This window comes from Nocardioides luteus (assembly GCF_015752315.1).
Classification (GTDB): domain Bacteria; phylum Actinomycetota; class Actinomycetes; order Propionibacteriales; family Nocardioidaceae; genus Nocardioides.
Genome location: NZ_JADOVJ010000001.1, coordinates 2,278,402 through 2,304,006, shown reverse-complemented (window position 1 = coordinate 2,304,006; position 25,605 = coordinate 2,278,402). Strand labels below are relative to the sequence as shown.

22 protein-coding genes are annotated in these 25,605 nt (G+C 70.1%); 4 read left to right on the top strand and 18 right to left on the bottom strand.

From position 1 onward, the window contains the following. Positions 1-11: 11 nt before the first annotated feature. Positions 12-767, bottom strand: a complete 756-nt coding sequence (locus HD557_RS11045) for an SDR family NAD(P)-dependent oxidoreductase (protein WP_008356718.1) — start codon at positions 765-767, stop codon at positions 12-14. Between the two features lie 89 nt (positions 768-856). On the opposite strand from HD557_RS11045, the gene HD557_RS11040 reads away from it, so the two are divergent. Beyond that, positions 857-1,321, top strand: a complete 465-nt coding sequence (locus HD557_RS11040) for a MaoC family dehydratase (protein WP_008356719.1) — start codon at positions 857-859, stop codon at positions 1,319-1,321. Positions 1,322-1,415: 94 nt separating this feature from the next. Here HD557_RS11040 and arc read toward each other — a convergent pair whose 3' ends face one another. From arc to HD557_RS11025, 3 genes are all read right to left on the bottom strand, one after another. Further along, a complete protein-coding gene (arc, locus tag HD557_RS11035) occupies positions 1,416-3,179 on the bottom strand; it encodes a proteasome ATPase (RefSeq protein ID WP_008356721.1) in 1,764 nt (587 codons plus the stop codon). Between the two features lie 148 nt (positions 3,180-3,327). Further along, positions 3,328-4,329 carry a tRNA (adenine-N1)-methyltransferase gene (locus HD557_RS11030; RefSeq protein ID WP_307785592.1) on the bottom strand — a complete coding sequence of 334 codons (1,002 nt, stop codon included), beginning with the start codon at positions 4,327-4,329 and terminating at the stop codon, positions 3,328-3,330. A gap of 48 nt (positions 4,330-4,377) precedes the next feature. Then, the gene (locus tag HD557_RS11025; RefSeq protein WP_196873917.1) at positions 4,378-5,550 is read right to left on the bottom strand and encodes a site-2 protease family protein; all 1,173 of its coding nucleotides are present in this window, start codon (positions 5,548-5,550) and stop codon (positions 4,378-4,380) included. A gap of 78 nt (positions 5,551-5,628) precedes the next feature. Here HD557_RS11025 and HD557_RS11020 point away from each other — a divergent pair, with 78 nt between their 5' ends. Both HD557_RS11020 and HD557_RS11015 read left to right on the top strand, forming a co-directional pair. Then, complete coding sequence (locus HD557_RS11020) at positions 5,629-6,510, top strand: RecB family exonuclease (RefSeq protein WP_196873916.1); 882 nt, start codon at positions 5,629-5,631, stop codon at positions 6,508-6,510. 94 nt (positions 6,511-6,604) lie between these two features. Further along, positions 6,605-8,830: an acyltransferase family protein gene (locus HD557_RS11015; RefSeq protein WP_196873915.1), complete on the top strand. Its 2,226-nt coding sequence runs from the start codon at positions 6,605-6,607 to the stop codon at positions 8,828-8,830. A gap of 3 nt (positions 8,831-8,833) precedes the next feature. On the opposite strand, the gene ligD is transcribed toward HD557_RS11015, so the two are convergent. Next, positions 8,834-9,793: a non-homologous end-joining DNA ligase gene (gene ligD / locus HD557_RS11010; protein ID WP_196873914.1), complete on the bottom strand. Its 960-nt coding sequence runs from the start codon at positions 9,791-9,793 to the stop codon at positions 8,834-8,836. A 75-nt stretch (positions 9,794-9,868) separates the two neighbouring features. Here ligD and HD557_RS11005 point away from each other — a divergent pair, with 75 nt between their 5' ends. Next, the gene (locus HD557_RS11005; protein ID WP_196873913.1) at positions 9,869-10,600 is read left to right on the top strand and encodes an AAA family ATPase; all 732 of its coding nucleotides are present in this window, start codon (positions 9,869-9,871) and stop codon (positions 10,598-10,600) included. Between the two features lie 4 nt (positions 10,601-10,604). On the opposite strand, the gene HD557_RS11000 is transcribed toward HD557_RS11005, so the two are convergent. From HD557_RS11000 to carB, 13 genes are all read right to left on the bottom strand, one after another. Further along, the gene (locus HD557_RS11000) at positions 10,605-12,050 is read right to left on the bottom strand and encodes an RsmB/NOP family class I SAM-dependent RNA methyltransferase (protein ID WP_196873912.1); all 1,446 of its coding nucleotides are present in this window, start codon (positions 12,048-12,050) and stop codon (positions 10,605-10,607) included. After that, positions 12,034-12,954, bottom strand: a complete 921-nt coding sequence (gene fmt / locus HD557_RS10995) for a methionyl-tRNA formyltransferase (RefSeq protein WP_196873911.1) — start codon at positions 12,952-12,954, stop codon at positions 12,034-12,036. The genes HD557_RS11000 and fmt overlap by 17 nt, the downstream gene beginning before the upstream one ends. Next, on the bottom strand, positions 12,954-13,499 hold the full coding sequence (gene def, locus HD557_RS10990; protein WP_008356739.1) for a peptide deformylase: 546 nt from the start codon (positions 13,497-13,499) through the stop codon (positions 12,954-12,956). Before def ends, fmt begins: the two co-directional genes overlap by 1 nt. Positions 13,500-13,554: 55 nt before the next feature. Continuing rightward, positions 13,555-15,651, bottom strand: coding sequence for a primosomal protein N' (locus HD557_RS10985; protein ID WP_196873910.1), 2,097 nt, complete (start codon positions 15,649-15,651; stop codon positions 13,555-13,557). Positions 15,652-15,759: 108 nt separating this feature from the next. Further along, on the bottom strand, positions 15,760-16,959 hold the full coding sequence (metK, locus tag HD557_RS10980) for a methionine adenosyltransferase (protein ID WP_196873909.1): 1,200 nt from the start codon (positions 16,957-16,959) through the stop codon (positions 15,760-15,762). A gap of 128 nt (positions 16,960-17,087) precedes the next feature. Continuing rightward, positions 17,088-18,299 carry a bifunctional phosphopantothenoylcysteine decarboxylase/phosphopantothenate--cysteine ligase CoaBC gene (gene coaBC, locus HD557_RS10975; RefSeq protein ID WP_008356746.1) on the bottom strand — a complete coding sequence of 404 codons (1,212 nt, stop codon included), beginning with the start codon at positions 18,297-18,299 and terminating at the stop codon, positions 17,088-17,090. Positions 18,300-18,366: 67 nt separating this feature from the next. Next, a complete protein-coding gene (gene rpoZ, locus HD557_RS10970) occupies positions 18,367-18,696 on the bottom strand; it encodes a DNA-directed RNA polymerase subunit omega (RefSeq protein ID WP_008356749.1) in 330 nt (109 codons plus the stop codon). Between the two features lie 7 nt (positions 18,697-18,703). Then, positions 18,704-19,336 (bottom strand): guanylate kinase, encoded by a 633-nt coding sequence (gene gmk, locus HD557_RS10965; RefSeq protein WP_008356750.1) that lies wholly within the window; start codon positions 19,334-19,336, stop codon positions 18,704-18,706. Next, complete coding sequence (gene mihF, locus HD557_RS10960; protein WP_008356752.1) at positions 19,333-19,653, bottom strand: integration host factor, actinobacterial type; 321 nt, start codon at positions 19,651-19,653, stop codon at positions 19,333-19,335. Before mihF ends, gmk begins: the two co-directional genes overlap by 4 nt. Positions 19,654-19,829: 176 nt before the next feature. After that, positions 19,830-20,279 carry a hypothetical protein gene (locus HD557_RS10955; RefSeq protein ID WP_196873908.1) on the bottom strand — a complete coding sequence of 150 codons (450 nt, stop codon included), beginning with the start codon at positions 20,277-20,279 and terminating at the stop codon, positions 19,830-19,832. 126 nt (positions 20,280-20,405) lie between these two features. Beyond that, positions 20,406-21,233: an orotidine-5'-phosphate decarboxylase gene (gene pyrF / locus HD557_RS10950; protein WP_196873907.1), complete on the bottom strand. Its 828-nt coding sequence runs from the start codon at positions 21,231-21,233 to the stop codon at positions 20,406-20,408. Then, positions 21,230-22,270, bottom strand: coding sequence for a quinone-dependent dihydroorotate dehydrogenase (locus HD557_RS10945; RefSeq protein ID WP_307785591.1), 1,041 nt, complete (start codon positions 22,268-22,270; stop codon positions 21,230-21,232). Before HD557_RS10945 ends, pyrF begins: the two co-directional genes overlap by 4 nt. Continuing rightward, positions 22,267-25,602, bottom strand: coding sequence for a carbamoyl-phosphate synthase large subunit (gene carB / locus HD557_RS10940; RefSeq protein WP_196873905.1), 3,336 nt, complete (start codon positions 25,600-25,602; stop codon positions 22,267-22,269). The genes HD557_RS10945 and carB overlap by 4 nt, the downstream gene beginning before the upstream one ends. Between the last annotated feature and the right edge of the window lie 3 nt (positions 25,603-25,605).

Sequence of the window (25,605 nt, the reverse complement as noted above, 5' to 3'; positions counted from 1 at the left end):
TCGGCTCGGGGTCAGAGCTTGCCGCCGCCGTCGACGTACAGCGTCTGACCGGTGATGTAGGACCCCTCGTCGCTCGCCAGGAAGGCGGCGGTGGCAGCGATGTCCTCCGGCATGCCGACCCGCCTGACCGGGTTGGCCTCGGCGTTGAGCCGTCGGAACTCGTCCGGCTCGAGGCCCAGGCGCGCCGCGGTCTGGTCGGTCATCTCGGTGGCGATGAACCCGGGAGCGATGGCGTTGACGTTGACGCCGTACGGCCCGAGCTCGATCGCCAGCGTGCGCGTGAAGCCCTGGATGCCCATCTTGGCGGCCGAGTAGTTGGCCTGGCCGCGGTTGCCGAGCGCGGAGGTCGAGGAGACGTTGACGATCTTCCCGTAGCGCTGCTCCACGAAGTGCTTCTGCGCTGCCTGCGACATCAGGAACGCGCCCTTGAGGTGCACGTCGACGACCTGGTCCCACTCGGCCTCCGACATCTTGAAGAGCAGGTTGTCGCGGGTGATGCCGGCGTTGTTCATGAGCACGTGCAGCCCACCGAGCTCGGTGACCACGCGTCCGACCGCCTCGTCGACGCTCGCCGACGCCGACACGTCCGTCCCGATGCCCAGGTGGCCGCTGCCGGGAAGCTGCGCGGCCGCGTCCTTGGCGGCCGTGTCGTCGAGGTCGAGCACCGCGACCCGACCGCCCTCCTCCGCGAAACGCTGGGCGCAGGCGTACCCGATCCCTCGGGCGGCCCCGGTCACGACGACCACGCGATCCTCGAATCGACCCATCTCTTCACTCCGTTCACTCGGTGGATGTTCACCACGACTGGCTGTCCGCGTCGTACGATACCTGAACCGAATTCAATCCAGGAGGAATCATGACGTTGACCCTCGACGGGATCGATGGCGTACGCGCCGCCGTCGGCACCGACCTCGACCCCGGGCCCTGGTTCGAGATCGACCAGGCCCGCATCACGTCTTTCGCCGACGTGACCGAGGACTGGCAGTGGATCCACGTCGACACCGAACGGGCCGCCGGCAGCGACCTCGGCAGCACGATCGCGCACGGCTACCTGACGTTGTCGCTGGTCCCGCGCCTGAGCAACGACGTGTTCACGTTCGCCAACATCGGCCGCGCCCTCAACTACGGGCTCGACAAGGTCCGGTTCCTCTCCCCTGTCCGCCCCGGCGACCGCGTACGAGCCCGCGCGGCGATGATATCGGCCGAGGACTCCGGCCCCGGCGTCCTCGCCCGGGTGCGCTACACGATCGAGATCGAGGACCAGGAGCGGCCGGCATGCGTCGTCGAGGCGTTGATGCTGGTTCTCCCGCCTGCGGAGTGAGGCCGACGATCGGCGCGCCTTCCAACCCGCAGACGCGAATCGGCCTGCCACCGCGTTTCCGCAGGTGGCAGGCCGATCTCGGTGGTGCAGTGGGTTACAGGTACTGACCGGTGTTGGAGACCTGCTCGATGGAACGGCCGGGCTCGGTGCCCTGCTTGCCAGTGATGAGCGTGCGGATGAAGACGATCCGCTCGCCCTTCTTGCCGGAGATGCGGGCCCAGTCGTCGGGGTTGGTGGTGTTGGGGAGGTCCTCGTTCTCCTTGAACTCGTCCACGCAGGCCTGGAGCAGGTGCTGCACCCGCAGGCCCTTCTGGGCGGCGTCCTCACCGGAGTCCAGGAAGGACTTGATGGCCATCTTCTTGGCCCGGTCGACGATGTTCTGGATCATCGCGCCGGAGTTGAAGTCCTTGAAGTAGAGGATCTCCTTGTCACCGTTGGCGTAGGTGACCTCCAGGAAGCGGTTCTCCTCGGACTCGGTGTACATCCGCTCCACGGTGGTGCGGATGAGCTCGTCGATGGTGGCCTGCTTGTCGCCGTTGAACTCGCCCACATCGGTCGGGTGCAGCGGCAGCTCGGGGACCAGGTACTTCGAGAAGATGTCGCGAGCACCCTCGGCATCGGGACGCTCGATCTTGATCTTCACGTCCAGACGGCCCGGGCGCAGGATCGCCGGGTCGATCATGTCCTCACGGTTGGAGGCACCGATGACCAGCACGTTCTCCAGCGCCTCGACACCGTCGATCTCGGAGAGCAGCTGCGGGACGATGGTGTTCTCCACGTCGGAGGAGACACCGGTGCCACGCGTACGGAACAGCGAGTCCATCTCGTCGAAGAAGACGATCACCGGGGTGCCGGCTGCGGCCTTCTCACGAGCCCGCTGGAAGACCAGGCGGATGTGGCGCTCGGTCTCACCGACGTACTTGTTGAGGAGCTCGGGGCCCTTGATGTTGAGGAAGTAGGACTTGCCGTCCGCTCCCGTCTTCGCGGCGACCTTCTTCGCCAACGAGTTGGCGACGGCCTTCGCGATCAGGGTCTTGCCACATCCCGGAGGACCGTAGAGCAGCACGCCCTTCGGCGGCTTGAGCTGGTGCTCGATGAAGAGCTCCGGGTAGAGGTAGGGCAGCTCGACCGCGTCCTGGATCTGCTCGATCTGGCCGCTGAGGCCACCGATCGACTCGTAGGAGATGTCGGGCACCTCCTCCAGGACGAGCTCCTCGACCTCGGACTTGGGCACCTTCTCGTAGACATAACCCGAGCGTGGTTCGAGGAGCAGGGAGTCACCGGCGCGGATGGCGTCGTTGAGGAGCGGCTCGGCGAGCCGCACCACGCGCTCCTCGTCGGCGTTGGCGATCACCAGGGCGCGCTCACCGTCGGCGAGCAGCTCCTTGAACATCACCACCTCGCCGACCTTCTCGAACTCCATCGCGGCCACGACGTTCAGCGCCTCGTTGAGCATGACCTCCTGGCCATAGCGCAGCTCGTCGAGGTCGACATTGGGCGATGCGGTCACCCGGAGCTTGCGCCCACCGGTGAAGACATCGATCGAGTCGTCCTCGTTGCGCTCGATGAAGGTGCCGAAGCCTGCTGGCGGCTGTGCCAGCCGGTCGACCTCCTCCTTGAGCTTGATGATCTGGTCTCGGGCATCCCGAAGCGTCACGGTGAGTCGCTCGTTCTGCGACGTCACGGCGGCCAGGGAGCGCTGCGCGTCAGCGAGCCGCGCCTCCAGGCCACGCGAAGATCCGGGCATCTCGGTCAGTCTGTGCCGCAGGTCGGTCACCTCAGCTTCGAGGAAACGGACATGACTCTCGAGCTCCTCGGGGCTGCGCCCCTCGGAATGGAATCCATCGGATGTCGACATCAGCACACCTCCTCTACTTCTTCGACCCTACAAGGCGGAGGGGTAGGAGAGGAGAAGGATTTACCGGTGTTGGACACTATTCGGTCGACTTCGACCGGTTCGTGTCGACCTGTGGCACGTCGGAAACATGGACTGTCACCGACCGGACTCAGTCCAGCTCGGCGACGTCCTCCGGCGCGGCGCCGGGAACGGCGTCCGCGACAGGCTCGGGAGCAGGCATGTCGGCCGGGCGCGGACCCGTGTAGTCAGGTCCGTACGCCCCGGGGGCAGGTCGCCGCGTCTTGCGAGGCGCACGCTCGCCCGGTGCCAGCTTCCTGGCCGTCACCAGGAAGGCGGTGTGGCCGATCATCTTGTGACCCGGCCGGACCGCGAGACCCTCGACGTGCCAGTCACGCACCAGCGACTCCCACGCCTGCGGCTCGGTGAAGCCGCCGTGGGCACGGACCGTCTCGACGAAGCGGGACAGCTGGGTGGTGGTCGCGACGTAGGCGCAGACCATGCCGCCGGGGTAGAGCGACTCGGCGGCCGCGTCGATGCACTCCCACGGGGCGAGCATGTCGAGGATCAGCCGGTCGCAGCGGATCTGCTGGCGCGGGAGCTCCTCCTGGAGGTCGCCGAGGTTGAGCGACCAGTTGGGGTGGGACTCCCCCGCCGGAGTGCCGAAGAACTGGTCGACGTTCTTGCGGGCGACCTCGGCGAACTCCTCGCGGCGCTCGAAGGACGTCACCTTGCCGAACGGACCGACCGCGCGCAGCAGCGAGCAGGTCAGGGCACCGGAGCCGACCCCGGCCTCCACGACGGAGGCACCCGGGAAGATGTCGGCCATGGCGACGATCTGGGCGGCGTCCTTGGGGTAGACGACGGCGGCGCCACGGGGCATGGAGACGACGAACTCCGACAGGAGCGGGCGGAAGACCAGGTATTCGCCGCCGGTGGAGGCGGTGACCGTGAAGCCCTCCTCGCGGCCGATCAGCTCGTCGTGGTCGATGTGGCCCTTGTTGGAGAAGAAGCGCTTGCCCGCGACGAGCTCGAAGTTGTGGCGGCGACCCTTGGTGTCGGTCAGCCGCACCCACTCGCCCTCGCGGAGCGGCCCGCGGTGCACACCTGCTCGGGCCTCGGCCGGAATGTCTGGAATATCAGCGCTTGACACCCGCCGAGGCTACCCGTTTTCCCGCCGAACCCGGCAAACCGCGATCTCTTATGCTCCTGCGCGGAACGCCGCGTCGACGTCGGAGGTGACCAGGACGCCGTAGATCGAGCCGTCGGGCTCGACCAGGAGGTATTCGGGCGCCGGCGTCTTCGAGATCGCCTGGATCAGGGCCTCCCCGTCGATGTCGGCCGGGAGGGTGAGACCGTCCTCGAGCCGGCGGGTCACCGTCGAGGTGGCCATCCACGGGCGGCGGTCCTCGGGAGTGGCCAGCAGGGCCCCCTCGTGCACCAGACCGATCGGCTCGCCTCCGCTGGTCACGGTGACGATGCTGCCGGCCTCGGCCTCCTGGGCGCGGCGTACGGCCTCGGCCAGCGGCAGGTCGGCGGGCACCGCCAGGGTGCGGCGGGCGAGGTCGCGGGCGACGAGGAGCGGGAGGCGGAGGCGTACCTTCGCCGACATGATCGCCGCGGAGGCGCCACTCCAGAGGAACACGCCGATGATGACGGCGAGGATGTAGTCCGTGAGGTCCGGCTGCACGCGGAGGATCTGACCCTGGGTGAAGGGCCACAGCAGCACGAGGACCGCGAGCACGCGGCCCGCCCAGCCGGCGACGATGCTGCCGCGGTTGACGTTGCCGGTCCCGGCCCAGACGCCGGCCTTCAGCAACCGGCCGCCGTCGAGGGGCAGGCCGGGGACGAGATTGAGTACGCCGACGAAGAGGTTCGTGACGCACAGACCCATGACGAGCAGCCCGATGAGCCCGTCGGGGGTGAAGAAGGAGACGCCGTAGGCGGCCATGCCGACGCCGAGGGAGACCAGTGGCCCGACCACGGCGATCCAGAACTCGTCGCGAGGCCGCTTCGCCTCCTTCTCCACCGAGGTCGCCCCGCCGAGGAAGTGCAGCATGATCACGCCCACCGGATAGCCCAGCCGCTTGGCGACGATGGCGTGCGCCGCCTCGTGCAGCAGCACCGCTGCGTAGAGCACGATCGCGAACGCGAAGCCGGCGACGTACGTCAACCAGCCCAGTCCTGGCTCGACGGCCTCGATCCGAGGCGCCATCAGCCAGGCGATCAGCGCCGCGATCAGGAACCAGGACGGCGTGACCAGGACGTCGCTGCCGGCGATGGAGCCGACCTTGATCGTGCCCGGGGCTCGCGAGCCGGGCTCCGCCTCTTCGACCGGCTTGTCGCCGCCGGGGCGTGGGTCAGGGTCTGCCACATTCCGAGCGTACTTGAGCGGAGGTAGTCGGGAGGTGTCGACCCGGGTTGTCGGTGCTTGCGAATAGTGTCGACTTCCATGAGCACCTCACCAGCCGACGCGCGGTCGACCCCGGTCGACGGCATCAACGTGCTGGGGTCGCTCTCGCCGAGCCGCGCGAGCGACTTCACCTCGTGCCCGCTGCTCTACCGGTTCCGCACGATCGACCAGCTCCCCGAGCCGCCCTCGGAGGCGGCCGCGCGCGGCACCGTGGTGCACAAGGTGCTCGAGGACCTCTTCGACCTGCCCGCCCCCGAACGCACGCCCCGGCAGGCGAGGTCGATGGTGGAGCAGGCGTGGGAGGACGTACGCAGCCTCGACCCGGCCCTGGCGACGCTGTTCACCTCGGCGGCCGATGAGGCGGAGACGGCCTGGCTGGAGTCGTGCCGCCAGGTGCTGCGCCGCTACTTCGACCTGGAGGACCCGCGGCGTCTGGAGCCGGCCGAGCGCGAGCACTACGTCGAGGCTCTGCTCGACTCCAAGCTGCTGCTGCGAGGCTTCATCGACCGGGTCGACATCGCCGCCGACGGCCGGATCCGCGTGGTCGACTACAAGACCTCGAGGATCCCGAGCGAGGCCTACGAGGCGAAGGCGCTGTTCCAGCTCAGGTTCTACGCCCTGGTGATCTGGCGCACCCGAGGCGTGGTGCCGGCCATGCTCCAGCTGATCTACCTCGGCTCCGGCGACATCCTGCGCTACGTGCCGGACGAGGCTGACCTGCTCGCGACCGAGCGCAAGGCCGAGGCGATCTGGCGGGCGATCCGCACCGCCCAGGAGACCGGGGAGTGGCTGCCCAACCCGGGGAAGCTGTGCGGCTGGTGCGCCCACAAGCCGCTGTGCCCCGCCTTCGGGGGCACTCCTCCCCCGCTCCCGCCCACTCCAGGCCCCGTCACGGCGGGCGACGACCTCGATCTCGACTAGACCCTAGGCGCGTCTACCAGGATCGGCAGGTTACGAGAGTTATCGTCGCGACGACTGTGACGGATGCGCTTGGCTGAGGGAGGTGCGGCTGCCCGTGAGCTCGACAGGCTCGCCCACCGGGAGCGCGACCTCGTCTCGGCAACGTCTCGACATCCAGGGACTGCGCGCGATCGCGGTGCTCGCGGTCGTCGCGCTGCACGTCGGCTTCGGATCGCTGACCGGCGGCTTCGTCGGCGTCGACGTCTTCTTCGCGATCTCGGGCTTCCTGATCACCCAGCAGCTGATGCGGCAGGTGCGCACCGAGGGCCGGGTCAGCCTGCTCGGCTTCTACGCGCGCCGGGCTCGGCGGATCCTGCCCGCGGCGACCGTGGTCCTGCTGGCGACCGTGGTCTACGCCGCGTTCTTCCTCGGCTTCGTACGCACCCGCGAGATCGCCCTGGACGCGCTGTGGTCGGCGGCCTTCGCCGCCAACTTCCGGTTCGCCGCGCTGGAGACCGACTACTTCTCGGCAGCCCTGCCGCCGTCACCGCTGCAGCACTTCTGGTCGCTCGCCGTCGAGGAGCAGTTCTATCTGGTCTGGCCGCTGGTGATCCTGGGGTGCCTGTGGGTGCTGAAGAGGCGCAGCGAGCACGCCGAGCCCGACCCCCGCGGCCGCCGGCGCGTGCTGGTCATCGCGCTCGGTGTCGTCATCGTCGCATCGCTGCTCGCCTCGGCGGTGCTGACCCGGACCAGCCCGGAGGCGGCGTACTTCTCACCTTTCACCCGCGCCTGGGAGCTCGGCCTGGGCGCGATCGCGGCGATCGCGTTCCGTGACGACGGGCCGCAGGACGCCACCGCGCGCTGGCGCGCGCAGGTGCTCTCCGCGTTCGGGATGTTCTTCATCGTGTGCGCCTGCCTGCAGTTCAACGACGCGACGCCGTTCCCGGGCACACCGGCGCTCGTGCCGGTCCTCGGCAGCGTCTTCATCATCGTGGCCGGCACGCTCTGGCACGGCCCGACCGTGGTCGGCAGGCTGCTGTCGGTGCCGCCGCTCCAGGTGATCGGCAACTGGTCCTACTCGCTCTACCTGTGGCACTTCCCGGTGCTGGTCCTGGCCGAGCTGCAGCTGGGTCGTGAGCTGCACTGGTGGGAGCAGATCCTCCTGGTGGCGCTGGCGTTCGTGCTGGCAGGGCTCTCCTACCGCTTCGTCGAGGAGCCGTTCCGGCGCGGCGTCCTGTGGCGCCGCCCGGTGCTGAGGCGGGCCGGTTCGCTGGGTCCGGTCGCGCTCTACCCGCTGAGCATCACCCTGGTCGCGTTGACCTGCTTCGGGGCCAACTCCTACGCCACCGGGGCGGCCCGGGACGGCTACCAGCCGGCCATCACGCTCGCCGAGGCCGACTCCTCCGGCTCCGCCGAGGAGCCCAAGGACTCCGAGCAGCCCGATCGGCCGGCATCGAGCGACGCACCGCCCGCTGCCAAGGCGCAGGAGCCCGACCCGCTCCCGGACCTGGTGAAGGCCTCGGTGCTCGCGGCCCGCAAGAACCAGCCCATCCCCACCAACCTCGAGCCGGGGCTGACGAACCTCTCCGACGACGTCGAGACGGTCGGTGCGTGCAACTACTACGCGACCAACGTACGCAAGCTGTGCCCGCGCGGCGACGTCGACGCCGAGAAGACGATGGTGATCATCGGCGACTCCCACGCCCGCCACTGGACGCCCGCGGTCGAGGAGATCGCCGAGCGCTCCGGCTACCGCGGCTACGTCCTGGCGATGCCGCAGTGCACCGTCTCGCTGGTCACGCCCGACAAGATCGACAGCACCGACCCGATGACCTCGTGCGACGACTTCCACGACTTCATGCTCTCCTCGGTCAAGAAGCTCCGTCCCGACCTGCTGCTGATCTCCTCACGCCCGATCAGCGCCGCCTACCACGACTCATCCGGCCGCCACACCGACCGTGAGGACGTACGCCGCGCCGTCTACCGCGGCTACGAGCGGCTGCTGGCCCAGGTGAAGCCTGTCGCCAAGCGCACCGTGTGGCTTCGCGACGTACCGGCGCTCGAGTTCGACCCGGCCACCTGCCTGAGCAGCAACAAGACGCTCTCGCCGTGCACCTACAAGCCGCTCGAGAGTCAGCAGGACGGCGCCGACCTGCAGATGCAGGCGGCCAAGGCCGCTCGCGTCGAGACCGTCGACCTCGACGACATGTTCTGCGACAGCGTCGGCATCTGCACCACGGTCGTCGGTGACACGATCACCCACCGCGACGGGCATCACCTCACCGCGACCTACTCCGAGGAGCTCGCCCGCACGCTGGGCGAACGGCTCGAGGTCTGGTGAGGGTCACTCCTCGTCGGGAGGCGTCTCGGCGCCGTCGCGCTCGTCGCGGTCGGCCCATTCGAGCAACGGCTCGATCGAGAACGGGTGGTCGTCGATGTCGGCGTGCAGGTCGCCGATCTCCGCGAACCGCGCCGGCACCGTACGCATCGTGAAGTCGCGCGGGTCGACGTCCTTGGTCTCCTCCCAGGTGATCGGGGTGGAGACCCGGCCGTCGGCGACGCCGCGGATCGAGTAGGCGCACGCGATCGTGTGGTCGCGGGTGTTCTGGTTGAAGTCGACGAACAGCTGCGCCGGGTCGCGATCCTTGCGCCACCAGGCGGTGGTGACCAGCTTCGGTGCCCGGCGCTCGACCTCGCGGGCGAATGCGTGCGCAGCGCGGCGTACGTCCTGAAAGCCGTGCTCCGCGGGGATCCGCACGTACACGTGCATCCCGGAGCCGCCGCTCGTCTTCGGGTAGCCCACCGCGCCGAGCTCGTCGAGCAGCTCGCGGACGACGCCGGCCACGGTCTGCACCGTCGAGAACGGGCACTCGGGACCGGGGTCGAGGTCGATGCGCCACTCGTCGGGCTTCTCGGTGTCCTCGCGGCGGCTGTTCCAGGGGTGGAACTCGACGGTCGACATCTGGACCGCCCAGATCACCGCGCCGAGCTCGGTCACGCACAGCTCGTCGGCCGTGCGGCCCCAGCGCGGGAAGTAGAGGCGTACGGTCTCGATCCAGTCGGGCGCCCCCTGCGGCAGCCGCTTCTGGTGCACCTTCGGCCCCGCCAGGCCCTTGGGGAACCTGTGCAGCATGCACGGCCGCTCCCACAGCGCATTGACGATCCCCGGGCCGACGGCGAGGTAGTACTGCGCCACGTCGAGCTTCGTCGCGCCTGTCTCGGGAAAGTAGACCCGGTCCGGGTTGGAGATCCTGACGACGCGGTTGTCGACCTCTATCTCCACCGACGGCGATGCCTTGGTCATGGTCGCCAGCGTAGGCCACGGATCCTTCGAGGACGGGCGACATGGACGATCGTCCGGCCCTCCTATATTCAGGGCATGGACTTCGACCAGCCTCCCGTCGTACGCGTCGAGGCGGATCCCACGCGTGAGCCGCTGCTGCCGGGCGAGTGGCCGCTGACCGTGCCGGCCGTCGCCCAGGTCGTGGAGAAGGGGCTCGAGCTCGCGGCCGGGGTGACGTTCCTGGTCGGTGAGAACGGCTCGGGAAAGTCGACGATCGTGGAGGCCGTCGCCGCGGCGTACGGCCTCAATCCCGAGGGCGGCTCGCGCAACACCAACCACTCGACGCGGGCGTCGGAGTCACCGCTGAGCGACGTCCTCCGCCTCCAGCGCGGCCTGGGCTCGGCACGCTGGGGCTTCTTCCTCCGCGCGGAGACGATGCACGGCTGGTACACCTACATGGAGGATCTCGGTCACTCACCGGCGGGCGAGCCGGTGTTCCACGAGATGAGCCACGGCGAGTCCTTCCTCGCGGTGCTGCGCCAGCGCTTCGACACCCCCGGCTTCTACTGCCTCGACGAGCCCGAGGCGGCGCTGTCGTTCATGTCCACGATGGGGCTGATCGCCACGCTGGACGAGGTGGTGCGAGACGGCGGTCAGGTGCTCTGTGCCACCCACTCCCCGGTGCTCGCCGCGATGCCCGGCGCCACCCTCCTCGAGGTCGGCGACTGGGGTCTGCGGGAGACGACGTGGGAAGACCTCGAGCTCGTACGCCACTGGCGCAGCTACCTCGACGACCCGCGCCGCTACCTGCGTCACATCCTCGACTGAGACCTCACGCCCGGGTGCGGCGCAGCAGCGCCAGGAACATCGCATCGGTGCCGTGCCGGTGCGGCCACAACTGCACGGTGCCCTCGATCGGCCCGGTGCTGTCGGGCACGTCGCCGACCGTGGCGGCGATGGGCTCCAGGCGGACGTCGGATCGGTCCGCGAGCACGCTCTGCACCACGCCGCTCGTCTCCGCCAGCACCGGCGAGCAGGTGGCGTAGAGCACCACGCCGCCCGGTCGGGTCAGGTCGACGGCCCGGTCGAGGAGGGAGCGCTGCAGGTCGACGAGTACGTCCAGGTCGGCCGTGCCGCGACGCCAGCGCGCCTCCGGCCGGCGGCGCAGCGCCCCCAGCCCGGTGCACGGGGCGTCGACGAGGATCCGGTCGAAGGTGGCGTCCTTGAACGGCGGCCTGGTTCCGTCGCCGGCGACGACGCCCGCGACCCCCTCGACGTGTGATCCGGCCGAGCGGTCGGTCAGGTTGGCCAGCACGAGTCCGGCGCGGTGCGGCTGGCGCTCGTTGGCGACCAGCGCGGCACCCTGCTGCGCGGCCAGGGCCGCCAGCAGGGCCGACTTGCCGCCGGGCCCGGCACACAGGTCCAGCCAGGACTCCGCCCGGGGCTTGTCCGGCTCGACGTCGGCCTCGGCCAGTGCGATGGCCACGAGCTGCGAGCCCTCGTCCTGCACGCCCGCGCGCCCCTCCGCGACCGCGGCGATCCCGGCCGGTGAGCCGGAGTCGAGGGTGACGCCGAAGGGCGAGTAGGACGTCGGCGTACCGCCGAGCTCGTCGACCGTGGCGCGCCCGGGACGGGCGACGAGCGTGACCGACGGCGGCACGTTGTCCGCCTCGAGCAGCGCATCGATCTGGTCGCGGCCGACGGCCTCGGCCAGCTGCTCCACGACCCAGCGCGGATGGCTGAAGGCGACCGTGGCCCAGCCGTCGTGGTCCTTCTCACGCGCGGGCGCGACCTCGGCGACCCACTCCTCGAGCGTGTTGCGGGTGACCTTGCGCAGGACGGCGTTGACGAAGCCCGCCGGCCCCTGGCCGACCTTGGCGCGGGCCAGGTCGACGCTGGTCGAGATCGCGGCATGGTCGGGCACCCGCATGGAGAGCACCTGGTGCGCCCCCAGCCGCAGCACGTCGAGCACCTTCGCCTCGACCTTGGCCAGCGGCCGGTCGATGCACGCAGCCAGGACGGCGTCGTAGGTGCCCTGCTGCCGCAGCGTCCCTGACGCCAGCTCGGTGGCGAAGGCCGCGTCGCGACCCTCCAGCCCGAGGCGGCCGAGGACGTGGGGCAGCACCAGGTTGGCATACGCCTCGTCGACCCGCACCGCCTTGAGCACCTCGAACGCCGCCAGCCGCGCCGGATCCGTGGGCCTGGTGCCGCCCCGCTCTCCCGGTCGCCGCGGTCCCTGGGGCCTCCGGCCGGGGCGCCTCCTATTCGAAGGCGACACCGGACTCCAGACGTACGCCACGGGCCCAGTCGGCCGCCGGCATCTCCTTCTTGCCGAAGGCCTTCACGCGGCCCAGGCGTATGGCCGTCGTGCCGGTGCCGACGAGCACCTCGTTCTTGCGGACGACCAGCTCGCCGGGGGCAGCCTCGTCCTCGGTCATCGTGACCGGGCCGACCTTGAACCGCTCGCCGTCGAGCAGTGTCCAGGCTCCCGGTGCCGGGGTGCAGGCGCGGACCTGCCGGTCGATGGCGACCGCGTTCTGGGTCCAGTCGACCTGGGCGTCTTCGACGGTGATCTTGTCGGCGTAGGAGACGCCGTCGGCGGGCTGCTCGCGCGCCTCCAGGGAGCCGTCCTCGATCCCGTCGAGGGTGGAGACCAGCAGCGTGGCGCCACCGACGGTGAGCTTCTCGAAGAGCGACCCGGAGGTCTCGTCAGGGGCCAGCGCCTGGGTCATGGTGCCGAAGACGGGCCCGGCGTCCATCGCCTTCACGATCCGGAACGTGGTGGCGCCGGAGATCTCCTCGCCGGCCCAGACCGCACGCTGTACCGGAGCCGCGCCACGGTAGGCGGGCAGGAGCGAGAAGTGCAGGTTGACCCAGCCGTGCGGCGGGATGTCCAGCGCCGACTGCGGCAGCATCGCGCCGTAGGCGACCACCGGGCAGCAGTCGGGCTCCAGGGCCTTCAGCGCAGCCTGGAACTCGGGCTCGCGGGGGTGCTCCGGCTTGAGCACCGGCACCCCCAGCTCCTCGGCCCGCTGGGCGACCGGAGAGGGCACCAGCCGCTTGCTGCGGCCCTGGGCCGCATCAGGCCGGGTGACGACACCGACCAGCTCGTGGCGGGAGGCGGCGATCGCGTCCAGGGAGGGTACGGCGACCTCGGGCGTGCCTGCGAAGACGACCCTCATCAGAACCCGAACCCGTTCGTCGCGTGCGGCGAGATCTTCACCGTCGGCTTCTCCAGGCCGAACCACTCCGACTCCCGGATCTCCTTCATCGCCGCCTTGCGGGCAGCCTCGTCGAGCCGGTCGATGAACAGGATGCCGTCGAGGTGGTCGGTCTCGTGCTGGATGGCGCGGGCGAGCAGCTCGGAGCCCTCGATCGTCACCGGCTCGCCGTGCATGTCGAAGCCCTTGGCCACGACCGACAGCGCGCGGCGGCAGTCGAAGGTGATGTCGGGCAGCGAGAGGCAGCCCTCTCCCCCGTCCTGCGTCTCCTCCGACAGGGTCAGGTCCGGGTTGACCAGATGACCCACCTGGCCGTCGACGTACCAGGTGAAGACCCGCAGGCTCACGCCGATCTGCGGAGCGGCCAGTCCGGCGCCGGGCGCCTCGAGCATGGTGTCGGTCAGGTCGGCAACGAGCTTGTGCAGCTCCTTGTCGAAGTCGACGACCTCGATGGCTGGCTTGCGCAGCACGGGGTCGCCGAAGAGTCGGATGGGCTGGACTGCCACTGTTCTCCTAGGTGGTCGAGCGTGTCGGGTCCACAATACGTGGGCTGAGCCTCGGTCAGAGCGTCGGCGGATCGACCTGGACCCGCACCGGGTCGAGCTTGCGCGCCGACCGCACCCGCTGCAGCTCGCCGAGCGCCTCGGTGAGCTTGGTGCCGAGGGACCGCGGGACGCGTACGACCGCGCGCAGTCGCGGCTCGCCGGTGGAGGTGGGCTCGGCCGGGACAGGGCCCAGGACCTCCGCGCCCGGCGGCAGCGCGAGGAGCGTGAGCGCGTCGTCGAGCGCCCCGGGGGTGCCGGTGATGGTGGCCATCCGCGAGGCCGGCGGGAGGTGGGCCTCCTGCCGTGCGGACGCCTCCCGTTGGGCGAAACCCGGTTGGTCCCAGCGCACCAGCGCCTGCAGCACCGGCAGCGCGGGGTCGCCGACGACCAGCACCCGCCCGCCGGGCCGGACCAGACCGGCGGCGTTGCTCCAGCGGCGCAGCGCCTCCTCGTCCGTACGCAGGTCCGGGCGCCCCAGCAGCAGCCAGGTGTCGAGCAGCAGCACCGCGGCATAGCCGCTACCGGTGGTCGAGCCTGTCGAGACCACCGGTTCGGCGCCGATCGTCGCGACGACGATGGCAGGAGTCCCCGGCACGGTCTGCTTGACCGCCCCGGCCGAGGAGGTCACCACCCGCACCCCGGCGAAGGAGCGACCCATCTCCTCGGCCGTGCGGGCCTCGCCGATGATCGGCGCCCGCAGGCCGAACCCTCCGCAGGCACCGCACGCCCACGCCGCCTCGACGTGTCCGCACCAGGCACACGTCGGCGGCGCGGCCGGCCCGCCGAGCTGCAGCGGCCCCTGACAGGCCGAGCACCTGGCCGGCGTACGACACCGGTCGCAGGCCAGCGAGGCCGCATATCCGCGGCGCGGGGTCTGAAGCAGGACCGGTCCGGTGGCGAGCGCGGCGCGGATCGCCTCGTGGGCCTCTCGGGGCACGCGCGAGGCTCGGGTGAGCGGATCCTTCTCGAGGTCGAAGTCGGTGTCGCCGGTGATCTCGATGCTCACCCGCTGCCGAGCCAGGGCACGCGTCGGCCGGATCTCCTGCGCCCAGCCCGTCTCGGCCAGGAACCCGGCCTCCACGCTGCGGGCGAAGCCGCCCACGAGCGCGGCCGCCTGCTCCAGCTCGGCCCGCAGCAGCAGTACGTCCCGCGCGTGCGGGTAGGGCGAACGCTGCTCGGCGAGCAGGTCGTCGCCGTCGTCCCAGACGACGACGAGCCCGAGGTCGCGCACCGGCGCGAACGCTGCGGCACGGGTGCCGATGGCCACCTTCACCGCACCTCGGGAGACCCGCAGGAACTCGCGGTAGCGAGACGCCGGCCCGGCATCGGCTGCCAGCACGGCGTGGCGGCCCTCTCCCAGCACCTTCGTCATCGCGGTGTCGAGGCGGGCGACGTCCCTCCAGTCCGGCACCACGACCAGCGCACCCCGCCCGGAGGCCAGGGTCGCCGCGGTCGCGTGCGCGATCAGGTCGGCGTGGTCGGTGCCGGCCGCGGCGTGCCAGACCGCGCGCGGCGCGCCGCCGGAAGCCAGGTGCCGCAGGAACGCGCCCGCGGGCTCGTGACCGGCCCACGCCGCGGCGGCTGCGGCTGGGTCGAACGGCGGGGCCACAGGAGCCGGTGGCGACGGCTCCTTCTCGGTCGACGCGTGCCTCGGCGGAACGGCCAGCCGGAGCACGTCGGCCCGGGGTCCCGCGTAGCGCCGGGCGACCGCCTCGCTCAGCGCGGCGACCTGCGGGGTGAGCACCACCTCGGGGCTGACGACCCGCTTGAGCGGCTGCAGCTTGGTGTGCTCGGAGGCCTCGGCGCGGGCCACGACGAAGCCGTCGACGTCCTTGGGCCCGAACCGGACCTTCACCCGCACCCCGGGCTGCGCCTCCTCGGCCATCGAGGCCGGCACGGCATAGTCGAAGGGCCGGTCGAGGTGGGCCATCGGCAGATCGATCAAGACCTTGGCGACCGGATCGATCTCGGCGGTCTCCGCCTCGGCAGCCTTGCGCGCACGCGTGGCCGCGGCCTTCGCCCGCCCCTCCTTGACCCGGTCGCGAACCAGCCCGGGCAGCTCCAGCTCGGCTGCCCCGGCTGCCTCCTGCGGTCCCCGGCTCACAACCGACATTCCTATCAGCCTGCGCCGACACAACGCCGAGTCGGCGCGTCCTGACCGAAAACGAAGCCGAGTCGGCGCGCCAGGACGCGCCGACTCGGCAACAGGTGGTGCTGTGGATCAGGCGCCGGCAGCAGCCTTGAGCGCGTCGGCGCGGTCGGTGCGCTCCCAGGTGAACTCGGGCAGCTCGCGGCCGAAGTGACCGTACGCAGCGGTCTTGGCGTAGATCGGGCGGAGCAGGTCGAGGTCGCGCAGGATCGCGGCCGGGCGGAGGTCGAAGACCTCCAGGACGGCCTTCTGGATGTTGGCCTCGGGCACCGTGTGGGTGCCGAAGGTCTCCACGAAGACACCGACGGGCTGGGCCTTGCCGATGGCGTAGGCGACCTGGACCTCGGCGCGACGGGCCAGGCCCGCGGCGACGATGTTCTTGGCCACCCAGCGCATGGCGTACGCAGCCGACCGGTCGACCTTCGACGGGTCCTTGCCCGAGAAGGCGCCGCCGCCGTGGCGGGCCATGCCGCCGTAGGTGTCGACGATGATCTTGCGGCCGGTCAGGCCGGCGTCGCCCATCGGGCCACCGACGACGAAGCGGCCGGTCGGGTTGATGTGGAGCTTGTAGCCGTCGAAGGGAACCGACGACTTGAACTGCTCGAGCACCGGCTCGATGACGTACTTCTTGATGTCGGCGTGCAGCTGCTCCTGGCTGGTCTCCTCGGAGTGCTGCGTCGAGAGGACGACGGTGTCGACCCGGACGGCCTTGTTCTCGTCGTCGTACTCGATGGTGACCTGGGTCTTGCCGTCGGGACGCAGGTAGTCGAGCGTGCCGTCCTTGCGGACCGCGGTCAGCTTCTCGGCCAGCGTCTGCGCCATCTTGATGGGCAGCGGGAACAGCTCGGGAGTGTCGTCGCAGGCGTAGCCGAACATCAGGCCCTGGTCGCCGGCACCCTGCAGGTCGAGCTCGTCGACCGAGGAGTTGAGGCGGTGCTCCTCCGCGGTGTCGACGCCCTGGGCGATGTCCTGGCTCTGGGCGCCGATGGCGACCTGGACGCCGCAGGAGTGGCCGTCGAAGCCCTTGAGGGAGGAGTCGTAGCCGATGTCGAGGATCTTCTGGCGCACGAGCTGGGCGACCGGCGCGTAGGCGTCGGTGGTCACCTCGCCCGCGACCACGACCAGGCCGGTGGTGAGCAGGGTCTCGACAGCCACCCGGCTCTTGGGGTCGTGCTCGAGCAGGTAGTCGAGCACGGTGTCGCTGATCTGGTCGGCGATCTTGTCCGGGTGCCCCTCGGTCACCGACTCCGACGTGAAGAGACGTCCGGTCACGTGTAGCTCCGTTTCACAGGTTCGTGTGGGTGTTCAGGTGGAGAATCGTCAATCGTTCTGGTCGACAAACATAGACCCCGAATCCCAGGACTGCTGCGCTGGTCCTCATCGTGGCGCGTGGCGTGTCGTCAGTTCGTACGTTGTTCATCCAGGCGTAAGGCGATCTGGTCCCAGATGACCTCTGCCAGGGCAGATTTCGCGCCTTCCTGCACGTCGACGTGGCCTCCGTCGGCATCCAGGATGACCGCCTTGTTGACCTCGCTGCCGAAGACCGCGCCACCGCTGACGTCGTTGACGACGAGCAGGTCGCAGCCCTTCCGCTTCAGCTTGGCGGCGGCCAGCTCGAGCACTGAGCCGGTCGCGTCCCCGGTCTCGGCCGCGAAGCCCACCACGACCTGACCGGGCTTGGTCCGGTGGTGGGAGATCTCGGCCAGGATGTCGGGGTTCTGCATCAGCTCGATCGTCGGCGCCGAGCCGTCGGATGCCTTCTTGATCTTGGCCTCGCTCACCCCGGTCGGACGGAAGTCGGCCGGTGCTGCGGCCATGACGATCGCGTCCGCGCCCTCGGCCGCGGAGACGACGGCGTCGCGCAGCTCGGCGGTGGTGCCGACACGTACGACCTTCAGGCCGGCCGGGTCGGGCAGGGTGACGTTGGCCGCGACCAGTGTCACCTCGGCCCCGCGGGCGGCCGCCGCGCGGGCGATGGCGTAGCCCTGCAGCCCCGAGGAACGGTTGCCGAGGTAGCGGACCGGGTCCAGGAACTCCCGGGTGCCGCCGGCCGAGACGACGACGTGACGGCCGGTCAGGTCGGCCCGCGCCCCGTGGGTGAGCACCGCGCGGCACAGCTCGAAGATCTCGCTCGGCTCGGGCAGGCGCCCCTTGCCGGTGTCCTTGCCGGTCAGCCGGCCCTCGGCGGGCTCGATGACGATGTTGCCGCGCTCGCGCAGCGTGGCCACGTTGGCCTGGGTGGCCGGGTGCTCCCACATCTCGGTGTGCATCGCCGGGGCGAAGACGACCGGGCAGCGCGCGGTGAGCAGTACGTTGCTGAGCAGATCATCCGCGAGGCCGTGGGCCGCGCGGGCGAGCGTGTTGGCGGTCGCAGGCGCGATGACCACGAGGTCGGCCTGCTGCCCGATGCGTACGTGCGGGACCTCGGTGATGTTCTCGAAGACGCCGGTGGCGATCTCCTTGCCCGACAGCGCCGCCCAGGTGGGGGCGCCGACGAACTCGAGGGCGGAGGCCGTGGGGACCACGGTCACGTCGTGGCCGGACTCGGTGAACCGGCGCAGCAGCTCGGCCGCCTTGTAGGCGGCGATGCCGCCGGCGACCCCTAAGACCACTTTCGGCCGCCTCTCGTCGAGAGCGGCGGCCGGGGTGGTGCTGTGGGTGGACAGCGAAGTGCCTAGATCAGAGGTCGGCGGCAGGCGCCTCGGCAGCAGCGGCCTGAGCGGCGGCAGCCTGGGCGGCCAGCTCGGCCGGGTCGATGTCCTCGCAGGTCAGCAGGTCCTCGTTGATCTCGCGCAGCGCGATCGAGAGGGGCTTCTCCTGGACGTGGGTGTCGACCAGGGGGCCGACGTACTCGAGCAGGCCTTCGCCGAGCTGGGAGTAGTAGGCGTTGATCTGGCGAGCCCGCTGGGCGCTGTAGAGAACCAGCTTGTACTTGCTGTCGGTCTTCGTCAGCAGGTCGTCGATCGAGGGGTTGGTCACGCCCTGGGCGTCGATCTGAGGGGCAGCCACGTGAGCCTCACTTGTCGGCTTGGTCGGATTTCTTGCTCGGGAGCCCGAGCGTCATCAAGGTTACCAACTCATCGGCTGCCTGATGAACTTCGTGGTTCACGATCGTGACGTCGAACTCCTTCTCGGCCGCCAGCTCGACCCGCGCAGTCTCGAGGCGGCGCTCCCGCTCGGCCTCGGTCTCGGTGCCCCGGCCGACCAGGCGACGTACGAGCTCGTCCCAGCTCGGCGGGGCGAGGAACACGAAGATCGCCTCGGGCATGGTCTCGCGCACCAGTCGGGCGCCCTGCAGGTCGATCTCGAGCATCGCCGGGCGGCCCTCGGCCAGCGCCTTGACGACGGGGCCGCGCGGGGTGCCGTAGCGGGCCATGTTGTGGACCGTGGCCCACTCCAGCAGCTCACCGCCGGCGATCATCGCGTCGAACTCCTCGTCGGAGACGAAGAGGTAGTGCACCCCGTGCACCTCGCCCTCGCGAGGCTTCCGGGTGGTCGCCGAGACGGACAAGAAGACCTCGGGGTGGTCGTCGCGGACCGCCGCGGAGACGGTCCCCTTGCCGACCGCGGTCGGGCCGGCCAGGACCACCAGTCGCTTCTCCTGGCTCGCGCCGTCGGTCGTGATCTTCTCGTCCGCCATCAGACTCATCGGCGAGCGAACTCCTCGACCAACGCGGCCACCTGCTTGGGGCCGAGGCCCTGCACACGGCGGCTCATCGCGATGCCGAGACGCTCCATCATCTGGGTTGCCCGCACCTCGCCGAGGCCGGGGTGGGAGGTCAGCAGGTCGATCACCTTCATCTTGCCGACGACCTCGTTCTTCTTCCCCTCCTCGATGACCTCGATGACGGACATGCCGCCAGTGCGGACCTTGTTCTTGACAGCAGCCCGCTCCTGGCGCGAGGCCGCGGCTTTCGCCAGCGCGGCAGCGCGCTGTTCAGGGGTGATGTCCGGAGGCAGAGCCACGAAGACTCCCTTTCACGATCAAATGTGTAGTCAACAGGGCAACCGGGTCGCGCGGTACAGGGATCGTGCCCCCCGGCTGAGCGCTGAAAGTAAGCGCTCGCGCCAATCTAGCCATTACGTTGCCGGGGCGGCAATCGGGGTCGCCTATCTGGTGTCCATCTGGTTCCCAAGATGGTTCACAGGGTCAGCGACGTGTGACAGACGTCCCGGGCGTGCTGCTGGACGCGTACGGACGCCTCCTGGGTCTTCGTGCTGCTCACCTTGGTGGCCGCGTCGGCGATCTTCTTCGCCTCGGCGTCGCCGACGCCCTCGGGCGGCTCGCCGTTCTCGAAGTCGTCGGCCGAGACGCCGGCGTCGTCCAGAGCCGTGCGGAGACCCGAGATCGCCCCGGTGAGCGTCTTCCAGTCCTTCTCGATGTCGTCGGGGGCGTTGCTCTCGAGGTCCTCGAAGACCGGCAGGGCGGCGATCAGCCCACCGGTGCCGCCCTCCCCCAGGGTCTTCGTCAGCTCCTCCTGGTGGCCTTCGAGGGATTCGCAGTAGCCCTCGATCGGGTCACCGCACGAGCTCAGGCTCGTGGCGAGGATCGGCAGGACGAGGATCTGGGCGGCCATCCGGAGACTGGTCATCGGGCCAGTTTGTCAGGCTCGGGGGCGGGCGGTTGGTCCAGGTATGCAGCGAAACCGTCGCTTCCCGTGCGGAGCTCCGCTTGGGAAGAGACGGTTCGTCTGCATACCTGGACGAACAGGCGGCCGTCAGCCGAGCTCGTCCCGCAGCCGCAGCGCCTCGTCGCGCAGCGCGGCCACGTCCGGACCCTTCCGCAGCAGCCCGCGGCTGGTGCTGGCGACCACGTGGGCGTTGGCGGGACCGAAGATCCGGGCGAGGTCGCCCGGGGTGCCGCCCTGCTCACCGAAGCCCGGCGCCAGGATCGGACCGTTGAACCCGAAGTCGTACGCCACGCCGGCACCGTCCGCGCCGTCGATCGTCGCGCCGACGACCGCGCCGAAGGAGCCCAGCGGCGTCTCGGCCTCGTTGAGCCGGCGGAGGTGGTCGAGCATGACCCGGCCGACGCTGCGGCCGTCCTCCACCGTCGCGTGCTGCACCTCGGGACCCTCCTTGTTGGAGGTCAGGGCGAGCACGAACAGCCCGGCGTCGAACTTCGTGGCCGTCTCGACGAACGGCGTCAGCGACCCGAAGCCCAGGTAGGGGCTCACCGTCACCGCGTCGGAGCCCAGCGGGCTGGCCGGATCGAGGTAGGCGTCGGCGTACGCCTGGCTGGTGGAGCCGATGTCGCCGCGCTTGATGTCGAGGAGCACCAGCGCGCCGGCGGCCTTCGACTCGGCGATGACCCGCTCCAGGATCGCGATGCCGCGCGAGCCGAAGCGCTCGTAGAACGCACTCTGCGGCTTGACGACGGGGACGTGGGGCGCCAGGCCCTCGACCGCGGTCAGCGCGAACCTCTCCAGGCCGGCCAGGTCGTCGTTCAGCCCCCAGTCGAGGAGCAGCGAGGCGTGCGGATCGATCCCGGCACAGAGCCGCCCGCGCTCGGCGAGAGCGGCGGTGTAGCGAGCACCGAACGTCATCGAGCCATCCCGTTCGCGATCCGGCGGGCGTAGAGCGGGCCCTCGTAGATGAACCCGGTGTAGCCCTGGAGCAGGTCGGCACCGGCCGCGAGGCGCTCGCGGGCGTCCTCGACGGTGGCGATGCCACCCACGCCGACGAGCGTCATCTCGGGGCTGACCCGGCTGCGGAGCAGTCGCAGGACGTCGAGCGCACGCGACTTGAGCGGGGCGCCGGAGAGGCCGCCGGCCCCGGCCGCGGTGATCTCGGTGGGCGCCGAGACCAGGTGCTCGCGGCCGATGGTGGTGTTGGTCGCGATGATCCCGTCCAGGCCGATCGCCATGGCCAGATCGGCGACCTCGACCACGTCGGAGTCGGCCAGGTCGGGGGCGATCTTGACCAGCAGCGGGACCCGGTGCTTGGTGACCTGGTCGGCGATCGAGCGGACGTGCTCCAGCAGGGGCTGCAGCTTCTCGACCGACTGCAGGCTGCGCAGGCCGGGCGTGTTGGGCGAGGAGACGTTGACGACCAGGTAGTCGGCGTAGGGGGCCAGGAGCCGCGCCGACTTGGCGTAGTCGGCCTCGACCGCGGCCTGATCGTCCTCGGGGACGAGCTTGGTCTTGCCGATGTTGATGCCGAGGATCGGCCCACCGGTGGCCGTGCCGCGCCGCTCCAGGCGGCTGGCCAGCCGGGCGGCGACCGCCTCGGCACCTTCGTTGTTGAAGCCCATCCGGTTGATCACGGCGCGGTCGGCGGGCAGCCGGAAGAGCCGTGGCGCCGGGTTGCCCGGCTGACCCTCGCCGGTGACCGTGCCGATCTCGACGTGGCCGAAGCCGAGCCCGCCCAGCGCGTCGATCCCGACGGCGTTCTTGTCGAAGCCCGCGGCCAGCCCGATCACGTTCGGGAAGGTGAGCCCCATGGCGTGGACCGGGGTCCCCGGCGTACGCGTCCTGGACAGCGCCGGGCCCGCGGCCCGGATCGCGGCGAACGCCTGCTGGTGGGCCCGCTCCGGATCGGTCTTCGTCAGGACCTTGTCGAACAGCGTCCGATAGGCCCTCACTTGGCCGACACCCCGCCGTCGTGGTGGCCGACGACGTCGCGCCACTCCTGCAGGCTGCGTACGTCGATCTCACCGCGCCGCAGCGCCTCGATGCCCTGCACGGCGGCGCCGAGGCCCTGGACCGTGGTGATGCAGGCGATGTTGGCCATCACCGCGGCGGTGCGGATCTCGTAGCCGTCCATGCGGGCGGACTTGGCGTTGGAGGTGCCGTTGGGGGTGTTGATGACCAGGTCGACCTCGCCACCGAGGATCCGCTGCACCGTGGTCTTCTCACCGTCGGGACCGACACCCTCGGAGTGCTTGCGCATCTGCCGCGTGGCGACGCCGTTGCGGCGCAGGACCTCGGCGGTGCCCTCGGTCGCGAAGATCTCGAAGCCGTGGTCGGCGAGCACCTTGATCGGGAAGATCATGGTGCGCTTGTCGCGATTGGCCATGGAGACGAAGATCCGTCCCGACGTGGGCAACGGGCCGAACGCGCCGGCCTGGCTCTTGGCGAAGGCGCGGCCGAAGTCGGAGTCGAGGCCCATGACCTCGCCGGTCGACTTCATCTCGGGGCCGAGGACGGTGTCGACCTGCTGGCCCTCCGGCGTGCGGAACCGGTTGAACGGCATGACCGCTTCCTTGACCGCGATCGGCTGGTTGGGCGGCAGTGCTCCCCCGTCGCCGGTCGTCGGCAGCACCCCGGCCGTACGCAGCTCCGCGATCGACTCGCCGAGCATCACCCGCGCCGCGGCCTTGGCCAGCGGGGTCGCGGTGGCCTTGGAGACGAACGGGACGGTGCGGGAGGCACGCGGGTTGGCCTCGATGACGTAGAGCACGTCGGAGCCGAGGGCGTACTGGATGTTGAGCAGGCCGCGTACGCCCACGCCTTCGGCGATCGCCAGGGTGGCGGTGCGGATCCGCTCGACCTCGGCGGCGCCGAGGGTGATCGGCGGCAGCGCGCAGGAGGAGTCACCGGAGTGGATCCCGGCCTCCTCGATGTGCTCCATGACGCCGCCCAGGAACAGCTCGGTGCCGTCGTAGAGGGCGTCGACGTCGATCTCGACCGCGTCGTCGACGAACTTGTCGACCATCACCGGCTTGTCCGGGGTGACCTCGGTCGCGGCCTCGATGTAGGAGCGCAGCGCCTCGTCGTCGTAGACGATCTGCATGCCGCGGCCACCGAGGACGTAGGAGGGGCGCACCAGGACCGGGTAGCCGATCTCGGCGGCGATCTCGCGGGCCTCGTTGAAGGTGGTGGCCATGCCGTGCTTCGGCGCGACCAGGCCGGCCTTGTGGAGCACCCGGCCGAAGGCGCCGCGCTCCTCGGCGAGGTGGATCGCCTCGGGGCTGGTGCCCACGATCGGCACGCCGTTGTCCTTGAGCGCCTGCGCGAGACCGAGCGGGGTCTGGCCACCGAGCTGGCAGATGACGCCGACCACGGGGCCGGCCTGCTGCTCGGCGTGGACGATCTCGAGCACGTCCTCCAGGGTGAGCGGCTCGAAGTAGAGCCGGTCGGAGGTGTCGTAGTCGGTGCTCACCGTCTCCGGGTTGCAGTTGACCATGACGGTCTCGTAGCCGGCCTCGCTCAGCGCGAGGGAGGCGTGCACGCAGGAGTAGTCGAACTCGATCCCCTGGCCGATCCGGTTGGGACCGGAGCCGAGGATGATCACGGCCTCCTTCTCCCGGGGCGCGACCTCGGTCTCCTCATCGTAGGAGGAGTAGTGGTAGGGCGTACGTGCCGCGAACTCGGCCGCACAGGTGTCGACGGTCTTGTAGACCGGGCGGATGTTCAGCGCGTGGCGGACGCCGCGGACGACGTCGGCGGTCATGCCGCGCATCTTGCCGAGCTGGTAGTCGGAGAAGCCGTGGCGCTTGGCGTAGCGGAGCACGTCGGCGGTCAGCTCGGGCGCCGCGATGATCTCCTGGGCGATCTCGTTGATCAGGAAGAGCTGGTCGATGAACCAGGGGTCGATCTTGGTCGACTCGAAGATCTCCTCCGGTGTCGCACCGGCGCGGATCGCGTCCATGACCCGCTTCAGACGGCCGTCGGTCGGGGTCTTGATCTCCTCGAGCAGCGCGGGCTTGTCGAGCTCGACGACCTCCTGGGTCCAGTCGAAGACCGCCTCGGTCTTCTCCAGCGACCGCAGGGCCTTCTGGAGCGCCTCGGTGAAGTTGCGACCGATCGCCATCGCCTCACCCACGCTCTTCATGTGGGTGGTCAGGGTGGTGTCGGCGCCCGGGAACTTCTCGAAGGCGAACCGCGGGACCTTGACCACGACGTAGTCGAGGGTCGGCTCGAAGGATGCGGCGGTCGAGCCGTTCGGCCCGGCGGTGATGTCGTTCTCGATCTCGTCGAGGGTGTAGCCGATCGCGACCTTGGCGGCGATCTTGGCGATCGGGTAGCCGGTCGCCTTCGAGGCCAGCGCGCTCGAGCGGGAGACGCGGGGGTTCATCTCGATGACGATGATCCGGCCGTCGGCCGGGTTGACGGCGTACTGGATGTTGCAGCCGCCGGTGTCCACGCCGACCGCGCGGATGATGCCGATCGCGAGGTCGCGGAGCTTCTGGTACTCGCGGTCGGTCAGCGTCATCGCGGGCGCGACGGTGATCGAGTCGCCGGTGTGCACGCCCATCGGGTCGAGATTCTCGATGGAGCAGACGATGACCGAGTTGTCCTTGCTGTCACGCATGACCTCGAGCTCGTACTCCTTCCAGCCGAGGATCGACTCCTCCAGGAGCACTTCGGTCGTCGGGCTGGCGGCCAGGCCGGCGCCGCCCAGGCGGCGCAGGTCGGCCTCGTCGAACGCGAAGCCCGAGCCGGAGCCACCCATGGTGAAACTCGGCCGGATGACCAGCGGGTAGCCGAGCACCTCGGCGCCGGCGAGCAGGTCGTCGATGCTGTGGCAGATGACCGACTTGGCGCTCTCGCCGCCGAGCTCGGCGACGATCTTCTTGAACTCCTCGCGGTTCTCACCGCGCTGGATCGCGTCGATGGTCGCGCCGATCAGCTCGACGTCGTACTTCTCCAGGATGCCGCGCTCGTCGAGCGCCACCGCGCAGTTGAGCGCGGTCTGGCCGCCGAGGGTGGCCAGCAGCGCGTCGGGGCGCTCCTTGGCGATGACCTTCTCGACGAACTCCGGGGTGATCGGCTCGACGTAGGTCGCGTCGGCGAACTCCGGGTCGGTCATGATCGTGGCCGGGTTGGAGTTGACCAGGACGACCCGGATCCCCTCCTCGCGCAGCACGCGACAGGCCTGGGTGCCGGAGTAGTCGAACTCGCAGGCCTGGCCGATGACGATCGGGCCGGAGCCGATCACGAGCACGGACTTGATGTCTTCGCGCTTGGGCATCGC

Coding starts and splice junctions, on each gene's coding strand:
- HD557_RS11005 (WP_196873913.1), top strand. CDS start 9,869: ATGGACTTCGACCAGCCTCCCGTCGTACGCGTCGAGGCGGATCCCACG.
- pyrF (WP_196873907.1), bottom strand. CDS start 21,233: ATGACGTTCGGTGCTCGCTACACCGCCGCTCTCGCCGAGCGCGGGCGG.
- ligD (WP_196873914.1), bottom strand. CDS start 9,793: ATGACCAAGGCATCGCCGTCGGTGGAGATAGAGGTCGACAACCGCGTC.
- HD557_RS11040 (WP_008356719.1), top strand. CDS start 857: ATGACGTTGACCCTCGACGGGATCGATGGCGTACGCGCCGCCGTCGGC.
- HD557_RS10985 (WP_196873910.1), bottom strand. CDS start 15,651: ATGTCGGTTGTGAGCCGGGGACCGCAGGAGGCAGCCGGGGCAGCCGAG.
- HD557_RS11045 (WP_008356718.1), bottom strand. CDS start 767: ATGGGTCGATTCGAGGATCGCGTGGTCGTCGTGACCGGGGCCGCCCGA.
- arc (WP_008356721.1), bottom strand. CDS start 3,179: ATGTCGACATCCGATGGATTCCATTCCGAGGGGCGCAGCCCCGAGGAG.
- HD557_RS10955 (WP_196873908.1), bottom strand. CDS start 20,279: ATGACCAGTCTCCGGATGGCCGCCCAGATCCTCGTCCTGCCGATCCTC.
- gmk (WP_008356750.1), bottom strand. CDS start 19,336: ATGAGTCTGATGGCGGACGAGAAGATCACGACCGACGGCGCGAGCCAG.
- fmt (WP_196873911.1), bottom strand. CDS start 12,954: ATGAGGGTCGTCTTCGCAGGCACGCCCGAGGTCGCCGTACCCTCCCTG.
- carB (WP_196873905.1), bottom strand. CDS start 25,602: ATGCCCAAGCGCGAAGACATCAAGTCCGTGCTCGTGATCGGCTCCGGC.
- HD557_RS11020 (WP_196873916.1), top strand. CDS start 5,629: ATGAGCACCTCACCAGCCGACGCGCGGTCGACCCCGGTCGACGGCATC.